At 41.3% G+C, this 11380-nt stretch carries 10 protein-coding genes; 3 read left to right on the top strand and 7 right to left on the bottom strand.

Going from position 1 to position 11380, the window contains the following annotated elements; all coding sequences use genetic code 11:
- The first annotated feature begins 343 nt into the window (after positions 1-343).
- The 3 genes from BUB56_RS04290 (at position 344) to BUB56_RS04280 (ending at position 3372) form a co-directional block, all read left to right on the top strand.
- Positions 344-2158: a heme NO-binding domain-containing protein gene (locus BUB56_RS04290; protein WP_110940137.1), complete on the top strand. Its 1815-nt coding sequence runs from the start codon at positions 344-346 to the stop codon at positions 2156-2158.
- A 117-nt stretch (positions 2159-2275) separates the two neighbouring features.
- A complete protein-coding gene (locus BUB56_RS04285; protein ID WP_110940136.1) occupies positions 2276-3016 on the top strand; it encodes a CAP domain-containing protein in 741 nt (246 codons plus the stop codon).
- Positions 3017-3027: 11 nt separating this feature from the next.
- On the top strand, positions 3028-3372 hold the full coding sequence (locus BUB56_RS04280; protein ID WP_110940135.1) for a hypothetical protein: 345 nt from the start codon (positions 3028-3030) through the stop codon (positions 3370-3372).
- Positions 3373-3409: 37 nt separating this feature from the next.
- On the opposite strand, the gene BUB56_RS04275 is transcribed toward BUB56_RS04280, so the two are convergent.
- The 7 genes from BUB56_RS04275 to BUB56_RS04245 form a co-directional block, all read right to left on the bottom strand.
- Positions 3410-4648, bottom strand: a complete 1239-nt coding sequence (locus tag BUB56_RS04275; RefSeq protein ID WP_110940134.1) for an efflux RND transporter periplasmic adaptor subunit — start codon at positions 4646-4648, stop codon at positions 3410-3412.
- A gap of 12 nt (positions 4649-4660) precedes the next feature.
- Positions 4661-7012 carry an ABC transporter permease gene (locus BUB56_RS04270; RefSeq protein ID WP_110940133.1) on the bottom strand — a complete coding sequence of 784 codons (2352 nt, stop codon included), beginning with the start codon at positions 7010-7012 and terminating at the stop codon, positions 4661-4663.
- Positions 7012-7722, bottom strand: a complete 711-nt coding sequence (locus tag BUB56_RS04265) for an ABC transporter ATP-binding protein (RefSeq protein WP_110940132.1) — start codon at positions 7720-7722, stop codon at positions 7012-7014. Before BUB56_RS04265 ends, BUB56_RS04270 begins: the two co-directional genes overlap by 1 nt.
- 26 nt (positions 7723-7748) lie before the next feature.
- Positions 7749-8321, bottom strand: coding sequence for a TetR/AcrR family transcriptional regulator (locus tag BUB56_RS04260; RefSeq protein ID WP_110940131.1), 573 nt, complete (start codon positions 8319-8321; stop codon positions 7749-7751).
- Between the two features lie 120 nt (positions 8322-8441).
- Positions 8442-9482 carry an HD-GYP domain-containing protein gene (locus tag BUB56_RS04255; protein WP_110940130.1) on the bottom strand — a complete coding sequence of 347 codons (1041 nt, stop codon included), beginning with the start codon at positions 9480-9482 and terminating at the stop codon, positions 8442-8444.
- A gap of 189 nt (positions 9483-9671) precedes the next feature.
- Complete coding sequence (locus tag BUB56_RS04250; RefSeq protein ID WP_110940129.1) at positions 9672-9767, bottom strand: MetS family NSS transporter small subunit; 96 nt, start codon at positions 9765-9767, stop codon at positions 9672-9674.
- 1 nt (position 9768) lies between these two features.
- Positions 9769-11274 (bottom strand): sodium-dependent transporter, encoded by a 1506-nt coding sequence (locus BUB56_RS04245; protein WP_110940128.1) that lies wholly within the window; start codon positions 11272-11274, stop codon positions 9769-9771.
- Positions 11275-11380: the final 106 nt, after the last annotated feature.

Below are 11380 nucleotides of genomic sequence, written 5' to 3'. Positions count from 1 at the left end.
AACCTTTGGGAGGATATCAGTCTTGAATTTCTGATACTTGGGGGAATGAATATCATCATGAGCCCATTGCCCAAGGGGAACATATTTAGAAAGAAAAAGCACAAGCCAACGAATTTGTTGATTTTGGTATTGGATTATTAAAAGTAAATAGGTTATAATTGAGTTCATAACAATGACCTTTCTTTCAGGGAGAATTTTGTGTGAGAACTTAATTATAACCGAAAATAGGGGGTCATTGTTTTTTTATTTCAAAAAACTTTGTAACCCTTAATATATAAAGAGTTTAAATCTAAAAAGGGGTGTCATACTTGACACTACCTATGCACTATAGGAGGACATACATATGAAAGGTACTGTTGTATCTACCTGGATTAAGAGTCTGGAAAAACTCTACGGAAAAGAAGTTGTTGACCGGGCTGTTTCTAAGGCCGGCTGGGAAACCGACCGGGTTATTACCCCTCTTGAGGATATCCCCGACCAGGAACCTATGGCAATCGTCCGGGAAGTAGCTGCTACTGTTGGACAGCCTGCAGAAAAGGTGTGGCGGGAAATTGGCAAAAGCAATATCGAAACCTTTCGCACCTGGTTTCCTTCCTATTTTGAGCGTTTCAGCTTAAAAAGCTTTCTGATGATGATGGATGATGTTCACAGTCAGTTGACAAAAATGGTCAAAGGCGCAAATCCTCCTCGTTTGATTGCCAGGGAAATAGGGGATAAAACTATTGAAATACTCTATGAATCCAAGAGAGGCATGTTTGATTACTTTCTTGGACTTCTGGAAGGCAGTGCCGCCTTTTTCCAAGAGCGAATTGAAACAGAAATATTAGAAACCGGAAAATACCAGGATGGCAGGCATTTTATGCGTATAAAAATCCTTCTGGAGAAAGATCCCCGTGAAACTGTAAAATACCCCTTAAGCCGCATCCTTTCTTTCGGCATTATTCGCAATGTATCTGCCAAGATCTCCCTTTCTGTTGCTGTAATCTCCTCAGCCCTGCTTTTTTTTCTGTTTGGCAGAGAACAACTCCTTCAAGTTTTCTTCTCTTCGGCAGCCATCTTCTGTATTACGCTGCTTTTCAGCAACGTGGTATTGGCACCTTTTCAGAGGATTCAGGAGCAGTTGAAGAAGCTGTCGGATATGGATTTTGAGGAGAATCTCTCCATCAAAACCGGTGATCATTTGGAAGATTATATGACAGACCTAAACCATATCAAGGAAAAAATGAAAAAAGATTTTCTTTTTCTGAAGGGCGGAACCGACGATATGCACAATTTTACTATGAAATTCTCTCAGGTAGCCGAAGATATGAAGGAAGTTTCTCAGGGCATATCGGATTTGGTACAGGAAGTAGCCAGCGGAGCTGTACACCAGGCCGAGGAAACAGAGAAGTCTGTATATATTCTAAACGAAAACATCGATAATCTAAACCGGCTTGCGGAAGAAGAAGTTCACAGCCAAAAACAATTGGAGATTGCCGTAGCAGATATTCGCAAATCCTTTGGACAGGTTCAAAGAATTGCAGCTGCCTTGCTGGAGATCAAGGATGATTTCTCTAGGGTAAATCATCAGGGAGAGGATTTATCGAAGCGGGCCCATGACATTATGGAAATTGTAACAACTGTTGCACAGATTTCTGATCAGACCAATCTATTGGCTCTCAATGCAGCCATTGAGGCCGCCAGAGCAGGGGAAATGGGCAAGGGCTTCACAGTCGTAGCGCAGGAAATCCGCAATCTGGCTGAGGATTCAAAAAATGCAGTAAAGACGATTAACGAAGGCCTGTTAGCATTTATTGCAGACGTAACCAAAATGATTGAGCAGGTGGCCAATCAATTCCATCGTTTAGAAGACAGCAACAAAACACTGGATGCTGTGGCAAAGGATAATGAAAAAGCTACCGATGAAATCACTAAGGTGGCAAAGAAAATCATAGAGTTGGTGGATGCACTCTCCTCTGAGGCACAAAAAATCTCCGATGTATTCCAAAACATTCATTCTCTCGCCGCCATTGCAGAGGAAAATTCCGCAGCTTCTCAGGAAATGAGCGCCAATGTAGTCCAGTATTCAAGCCGAATCGGCGATTTGATCGATTACATCCAGCAGCTAGACAGTCTCACAGGAAATTTAAAATCAGAATTGAAAAAATATAAAATATAGTGTGGTTTTCCACACTATATTTTTTTCCACTTATGGCAATATATGAATGCTGCCCCTCAACACGATAAATAAATTTTAAAAATGCTCCCGGTAATACTATTACTGAGGTGATGAAAAATGAAAAAAGTCATAGGGATTTTCATCCTTTTATCGCTGTTTGCTGCAGCCTGCGCTCCAGGTCGCCCCCAGCAGCGTCCTATGCTTGATCCGCAAGCCTCTTCCATTTTCCAAAGAGGTGCTGTACGTCAAATTCGCATCGTCAACAACAATGCCCCTCTACGCTCCGGGCGCAGTCCCAAGGCTCCTATCATTGCCCGTTTACCACAAGACAAAATTTATAACGTGGTAGGTGAATTCAACAACTGGTACGTCATTGAAGGGGATCAGGGAGAAATCGGCGCTGTTGAGCCTAAGGATGCCCAACCCCATATTGAAGCCCCCAGCATGGCAGGACAAACGGAGGCCATTGCAAGATTGACACCCAATGAGGAAGAAATGCTCCGTTTATTGAATGCAGAGCGTATTAAAAAAGGTCTACATCCCCTGAAGGTAGACATGGAAATTACCAAAGTAGCAAGATTGAAATCTCAGGATATGATTGATAACAATTATTTCAGTCATAATTCCCCTACTTACGGCAGTCCCTTTGATATGATGCGGCAGTTTGACATTCGCTACATCTATGCAGGAGAAAATCTTGCGGGCAACCCTACGATACAGGGGGCCCATACTTCTCTAATGAACTCCCAGGGACATCGCGACAATATTCTTAATCCAAACTTTACCCATATCGGTATTGGTGTACGGGAAGGCTCTCGGTATGGAAAAATGGCCACCCAATTGTTTGTAGGCAGATAGGAGTGGATATAATGAAACATGAAATCGACAGCGAAAAGCATTATCATAATTTAACAAAAACCATAGAAGGAACTGCCTGGATTCTCTGTGATGCCATTCATACCATGGCAGAAAAGGGAATTGTCCCCAATGACCAAACAGACAATGATTTGACTTCCCGACTGGCACAGCGTCTGGCGGAGATTTTCGAAGTCATCTCAGAATGTGAGGAACCGGAAATCATCGATTTTGCAGCGGATAAAATGCTTGAAACCGCAGGTAATCAGCAGGAGCAGCTACTCCAATACCTGGCACGCTATATGGGGGATAATCCTCTCTATAAAAGGATTTATGAAAACTATCATGATAAAGGATAAAACCCGGGTATCCGGGTTTTATCCTTTATCATGATAGTTATTGATCTTTTGGCTGAATTTTTATTCCCTCTTTAATCTTGTCATTGGGTGAAAGAATTACTTCCTCCCCTTCCTGTAATCCTTCTAATATCTCTACCTGATCACGCTGAGAAATACCCTTCCTTATTTTTCTTAAAGCAGCTTTCCCTGTTTGATTTACAAAAACATGATCTTCTCCATTGATTTCGAATACTGCGGAATCCGGTATCAGCAGAATATTTTCCTTCCGGTCGGTGATGATTTTTAAATCCATATCGTATCCCGGCCGTAAAGCGGTTGTGCCGTCCTGCATACTGACTTCTATCCTGATTCTTTTTTGCTCAATGCCCAAATCCGATACCTTGCTAAAAGCTACGGGATAAATCTTGGTAATGGTTCCGGAAAGCCCTGCAATTTTCAGATCCTCGTTGCTGATCTCCACAGGAAGACCTTCCCTAACCTCAGCCATTTCTCCTGCCAGTATATCGCTTTCTATATAGAGCTGTCCTCGATCTCCAATGTCAAAGAGGGGCATACCAGGTTGAATATAGCTGCCAGCCTCTATATATTTCACCAGTATCATACCATCTATAGGTACCTTGATTTCCAAATCTCCCATCTGTCTCTGCAGCAGTGCGATTTGGGCATCCAACTGTTTCATTTGACCTTCAAACTGAGCCCTTACATGCTCAGAGGCAGATTTCTGACCCACTTCCAGGTTTAGCTTTGCCAGCTTCAAAGCCGCTGATTCTACATCCAGATTTACTTGGGCCTTTCTATATTCTTCGAAGCTGACAGCTCCTTCTTTATACAGCAATTCATTGTTTTCAGCCTGTCTTTTTGCTTCTTCGTAGCGAATTTGAGAAGCTTCCACCTCTATTTGAAGCTTTCTTATTTCCTCTTGATCCATTGGTTTGACAGCCTCACGATATTGAGCTGCAAGAGCCTCTCGCTGTGCTTCCAAGCCTCTTAACTGAATATTCATTTCCTCCGGGTCAATTCTCAACAAAACAGCTCCAGCCTTAACTTCATCGCCTACCTCTACTAAAAGCTGCTGTACTTTACCGGTTACCGTTGAGATGATTTTTCGATCCTGTCTTGTCTTGATGACACCGGTTTCCTCCACTGCGTCTTCCAGATTTCCCCGTTTCACTGACTGAAGGTCCACTTTAACTGCTTGATTCATTTGAAACAGCAGGTAGGCAGCCATGCACAATATGGCAGCTACTATACCAATCACAATCTTTTTATTCTTCATTTCTATCCCCCTCTAGGAAACACGATTTTTTAAAGCATCTATAAAGTTCAGGTGATAAATTTTTCGGATGGTGGCCAGCTGAGCAATCCCCACAAATAAGATAGTTCCTACAGCAGCATATAAGTAGGTTGCCGGTGTTATGATTACAGGAAATGTATAAAGATCTGTGTTGAAAGCCTCAGAAATTCCATTGCACATGGCCCATCCTACAGGAATTCCCAATATGATAGCGATAATGGTCATTAACCCATTTTCCTTGGTAATCATTTTTACAATATCTCTTTTATCAAAGCCTAGTACCCGTAGGGATGAGAATTCCATCTGCCGCTCTGCAATACTGATAATTGTAGAATTATAAACAATGGCAAAACCAAGAATTCCTCCGAACAGCATCATAACCGTTGTAGATACTATTACAGAATCTAAAAACTGCATAAAACTATTTTTCATATCAGTAATAGATTGGATGGCAGAAATATTTTTCACATTGGTTAATTTCTCCCGGACCTGATCCCGGGAGAGAAAGGATACCCCTGTAATCATGCCTTTTTCTGCCAGCTGACCATCCATGGCCTCTATATTCATATATGCATTGATTCCCAAGTATTGCCGGATAATTCCCTTAACCTCCACATTCACATCAGATTTACCGGGAAGATAATTTTTAATAAGGATCTGATCTCCAATAGAAACATTTAATGCCTTTGCCAATCCCTCTGTAAGCAGGATGCCATTCTCAGGGAGGGATATGGCATTGCCCGCCTTATCTTTAAAGGCATAAAGCTTTGTGTCCCTGGGCAGGCCAATGATCGTAACCACTTTTTTCCGCCAGCCCTGCTTCAGCTCAAAGGGGATCTCCAGCTTTGGTTCCATATGCTGAACTTCAATCAACTGTTTTATTTCTCCCACTGCCCGTTTGTGCATGGGTCTTGAGAACTCTATGGTATAATCCATCCTCTGAAAATCTCCATACTGTAATTCAAACATGGAAATCATTCCTTCAAACATATAAACCGGTACTACATTGATCCCATAGGTTAAGGCCAATCCCAGAATCAAAAATGCAAAACGTTTTTTCCCTCGGGCTACATTACGGATTACCATTTTCCAGCTAAAGGTTAAAGGGCCCCATATGAATTTGACTTTCTCTAAAAAAACCCGTTTTCCGGTTTTTGGTGCTTCGGGCCGCATAGAATCTGCCGGCATAATCTTCAGCACAGATTTAGCCGCCAATAATCCCGATACAATGCAGAAGACACTGGTCAAAAGGATGGCGTAAACCATATAAATATAGTAAATATCCTGTCTTAAAATAGGAATGTTATAATACTGAATGTACATATTTGCCAGCATTCCGGAAAGCTGGATGCCCGCAAGTATCCCTATCAGAGATCCAAAAGCTCCGATAGCCAATGCGTATTTGGTATAGTGAAGCAGAATCTCCCCGTTGCCGTAGCCCATGGCCTTTAGAACACCAATGACGGTTCTGTCATTTTTTACGATCCTGGACAGCATGATGACGATTACAATTGAAGCTACAATCAGGAAAAGCAAGGGAATGGCACTGGAGGTCTTTTGGAGCTGGCTGATTTCCTCTGACAGCATCCGATTGCTTAACTGATCGTCTCTCTTAATCACTCGTTTAACACCGTATTTATCAAGGCGGTCTTCCAGCTTATCTGCAATCTCATCGATTTGATCCAAGTCTTTTACCCGTACCAGCACTTCATTATAACTATCTCTGTAACCATAGGCAGATTGGGCAAAATCCTCGCTGACATAAAGAACTCCAAATTTCTCAGGAGCCGGGAGCAGTGCCTGTTCATTTTCCATCAAATAAACATGCTCAGAGCTTGCGGCAATTCCCACAACCTCCAATGGATGGGCTCTCCCATTAATATAGGGCGAAATTTTGTCGCCGATTCGAATTCCCCTTGCATCAGAAAACTGTTCCAGTACTACTGTGCTCTTTAAATCGTTCCTTAGAGGAGCCCCCTCCAGCATGTAGAGTGAAAAGATTTGTTCCGGTGTCTGCGGTATAGATACGATTTTCACCGTTACCTTTTCCCGGGGATCCTGTACCCGAAATGGAACCTGAAAGCTCACTCTTCCCTGTACCATTTCTACCCCGTCAATTTTTCTTAAATCCTCCACAGCCCCTTTTGGAATGCGCACCAGTTGAACAAGGATATCACCAAAATTAGTGATTTCATAATAATAGTTTTTGGTATTCTCCAGATTGATAGCGGTCATGCTAAAGGAGACATAAATAGCCAGGCCCAGGATGATGACCGCTGCAATAGAAAAAAATTGTCCCTTTGATTGTTTGATCATACGCCACAGTCTTAAATCCAGCTTTTTCATTACCATTCAATCCTTTCCGGCGGAATTGGATTGGTATTTTCCTTAATCTCAATGATATTGCCGCTGCGCATTTTAATGACACGATGGGCCATATCTCCAATGGCCGCGTTGTGGGTAATGATCAAAATAGTCTTATTGTATTGTTTATTAATTTTATCCAGCAGAGATAAAATCATAATCCCTGTCTTAAAATCTAGCGCTCCGGTGGGTTCGTCACAAAGCAGCACCAGAGGATTCTTTGCAACAGCTCTGGCGATGGCTACCCGCTGCTGTTCACCTCCACTCATCTGAGCGGGAAAATGATCTTTCCTTTCCCCTAATCCTACCTGCTCCATTACCTCATCAATATCTAATGCATTTTCACAAATTTCTGTAGCCAGCTCTACATTTTCCCTGGCTGTAAGATTACCCATCAAGTTATAGAATTGGAATACGAAGCCAACTTGATCCCGACGATAGATGGTAAGCTGTCTGTCATTGTATTGGGTGATTTCCTTTCCGTTGACGAAAACCTTGCCTTCCGTAGGTAAATCCATTCCTCCCAGTATATTGAGCAGTGTACTCTTGCCGGAGCCGCTAGGCCCAAGAATTACTGCAAATTCACCTTCGTAAAGCTCAAAAGAGGCATTCTGCAAAGCGTTGACCGTTACTTCCCCCATTTTATAAGTCTTGCTGACATTCTCTACCCGCATCAAAACCTTTCGGTTCATTTCCATCCCCCTTTCTAATGACCCTTCTATTTTCTTAATATCCCATATTTGATGAGATCATACACATTTGCCACGATCCACTTGATTCCCTTGTCTTCATGCTTCATGATGAGGTTGTGCAGACTATACTGTAGATGATTGAAAAAGGATGCTGCAAACTCGATATCAATCGGCCTTATTTCTCCTTTTTCAATTCCCTCCCTGATAATTGCCCGCCATGTCTCCTCTAACTTCTTTCCTTTGTATTTTATGATGGCCTCCATTACATAAGGCAGGTCCATGAGATCCTTATATAAATGGATTGAATAATTTTCTACGTTTTTGATGGTGTAATCCAACATGTATTCAATTTTTTCCGTACTGGTGGGTATTTTTTCAGTTTCAGCAGCTATTACAGCAAAATGCCTTTCTATCATTTGTATTAATACTTCTGTAAACAATGCCTCCTTAGAGGAAAAATGTTTATAGATGGTCATTTTACTAATACCTGCAGCAGCTGCCAGCTCATCCATGGAAATACGCTTGTATCCTACTTTCATAAAGAGTTCCTCTGCTTTTTCCATCAACCGGTTATATTTTTTTTTGCTTTCCTTTGTCATTGTCCCACACCTTTTTATACTTTTATACTCTATTAGTATATTTTTATTATACCCTTTTTATCCCATGAATCAAACATTTTTTTGAAATTAGAAAAAAAAGAACAGCTTTTCGCTGCTCTATTACACTACAACATCTAAGATTTGTATGTTCCTGCTTTCAGATAAATCGATAAAACTGTCCTTCGTTCTGACTACAGGCCGGGTAGGATGATTGTTGTGGATATAGATTACCTCCCCTACCTTTCCGTTGCTGAGAGAAACTCTATTCCCTATATAAAAACTGACCATGTTTTTTACAAATAGCAAAGAGAGCGCCGGATCAACCTTTTGAAACCTTGCATCTAAAATATGCTCTAAGGCTTCAAAATAATTATGAGCCTTTGTTCCTCTTCCTGAAATCAAATTATCATAAAGATCTGCAATGGCCACAATCCTGGCAAAAGGATGAATATTTGAAGATTTGATTTTCATGGGATACCCACTGCCGTCTATGGCCTCATGATGCTGCAGTGCAATAATGGCAACATCCTTTGAAAGCCCGTAAACCTCGGAGAGCAGCTGATAGCCATACACACAGTGTTTTTTGATTTGCCATTCTTCATCGCTATCTAATCTATAGTTGCTGTGATAAGCTTTCTCCACCAAATAGTCTCCCACCTTGGTCATTCCGATGTCGTGGAAAAGGGCCCCATATGCGATTCGTTTTATTTCTTCATCAGATAAATTTAACCATTTTGCGATCAAAACCGATATCACCGCTACATTTGCTGAATGAAAGAATAATCCTTCATCTTTTTTGTCAATCACCTTTAAACAGGCAATCAAATTGTTGCTCTTGACCAACTCTGCAATTAACTGATCAATATTGGTATCTAATTCATCTGCAATATATTTTCGGCCAAAACGGAGTGTACGAAAGCTGTATTTAAGCTTTTGAACAAGGTTGCCATACCGAATCTTTAATTTGTTATAATTGATAGTATCGGTAGCATCAGTTTCCTCATGGATGTATACATAATCAACTTCTACGCTTTTTAGCCGGTTGATGGTAAATTGGCTAATCTCTGTGCCCGCCGCAATTAAAAGAATTCCTGTGGGTGATGCGATTTCCTTAGCAATTCTCATTCCATCCTTTAAATTTGCAATGGCAATTCTTCTCATCCCTTGTCCCTCCCTCTTGTCTTAATCCGGTCATGTTATTTCTATTAGTTTATAATATTTTCACGTGAATTCCTAGTATTTGAGAACAACTTCCGACGGGATGACTAGGGAATATTAAAACAGTTGGTACAGGAGTCCTATCGCTTATAGAAAAAAGGAGATGCTTTCGCATCTCCTATACTTTACAGTCTATTTATCTTTGAGGGCTTTGCTCAAAGTAAAAGCCAATCCTCCCCATAGTACTACTGCACCAAACAAGAAAAATATAATTGATGTTGCACTCATACTATTTCACCTCCTCGGCGTTATAAGACAATGCGCCTTCCTTCCAAGGTTTTGAGGCCACATAGAAGGATAGTGCGATAATCGCTGCTACTACACCCCATCCTAATAATAGCAATGCAGACATTGGGTAGCCTTCATAAGGTGCTTTAAACTCTGTAACAAGGTTAGAGATCAACATGTATACCAATACTGCCGGTGTAATGAATTTAACCATAACATCCCACCAAGAACCTACCGGATAAATGGAAATTGGATTAACATGTTCTCTAATCTTATGGGCACCATACAGCCAACCTACAATTACTGCTTCGCTTAAACCGATAACTACAGTACCATAGGCATTGATGAAGTGATCGATAATATCCAGGAAGTATAGTCCTGCACCAGTTGCAAACAATACCCCTACTGCATAACCGCCTATTGCAGTATAAGTAACAATTTTCTTTCTGTCTGCGCCTGTTTTATCCATTACTGCTGAAGCAAAGGCTTCAACCATGGATACAGAAGATGTTAATCCAGCGAATACCAGGCAGGCAAAGAATAATACGCCAAATACCACGCCTAATGGTCCCATCAATCCAAATACCTTCGGGAATGCAACGAAGGCAAGACCGATACTGGCTGTAACAACCTCTTCTACAGGAACACCTTGGCTGGTTGCCATAAATCCAAGGATACCAAATACCCCGATAGCTGCCAGGAATTCAAAACCACTGTTAGCAAAAGCTGTCATAAATGCACTGTTTACGATATCTGTTTTCTCTGGCAGGTAACTGGAGTAAGTGATCATAACCCCCATTGCCAAGCTCAAGGAGAAGAATATCTGTCCGTAAGCAGCGATCCAAACCTTGGGATCCATTACCTTAGACCAGTCTGGAGTAAATAGTTTATTTAAACCTACTACTGCGCCTGGAAGGGTTATTCCTCTGATTACGATTAAGATCATAATTCCAACAAGGGTTGGCAGCAATACTTTGTTTAACTTCTCAATACCGCCGGAAACACCGCGGTAGCAGATAAACCAGTTAATAAACCATATTAGCGTGATTCCAAAGAATATAGGCCACTTGATTCCGCCTAACTCAAAAGGACCGCTGGAAAGACTTAAGAATTCTCCAAAGAAGAATCCATTGGGGTCAGAACCCCAAGCCTGTGTAAAGGCCAAGAAGAGGTAGTTCACAGCCCAACCTAAAATCATAGAATAATAGGTTAAGATTACGATAGAATTAAAGCTCGGCCACCATCCAAGCCATTCCCACTTTTTATTGGCTCTTGCTAAAGCTAAAGGGGTAGAACCTTTAAATTTATGTCCGAAGCTGTACTCTAAAATCATTAGCGGAATACCCGCAGTAAATAATGCGAAGAAATAAGGAACTAAGAATGCGCCTCCACCACTGGAGTAAAGCAAATATGGGTATCTCCAAATGTTACCCAATCCAACTGCGGAACCAACTGCCGCAAGAATAAAACCTATTTTGGAACCCCATTGATCTCTGTTTTGAGACATAATTTCACCCTTTCTAGTTTATTTTATGGACTTAAAATGACACCTGTGAATCTGTCTGCCGCCAAAACAATAATTATGATTGAATAAATAAATCCGAAGGAATCAT

The sequence above is a fragment of the Geosporobacter subterraneus DSM 17957 genome, from assembly GCF_900142145.1.
In the GTDB taxonomy this organism is placed as follows: Bacteria; Bacillota; Clostridia; order Peptostreptococcales; family Thermotaleaceae; genus Geosporobacter; species Geosporobacter subterraneus.
Note: the sequence above shows the minus strand (reverse complement) of the source record. Positions and strands in the feature narration are given on the sequence as shown.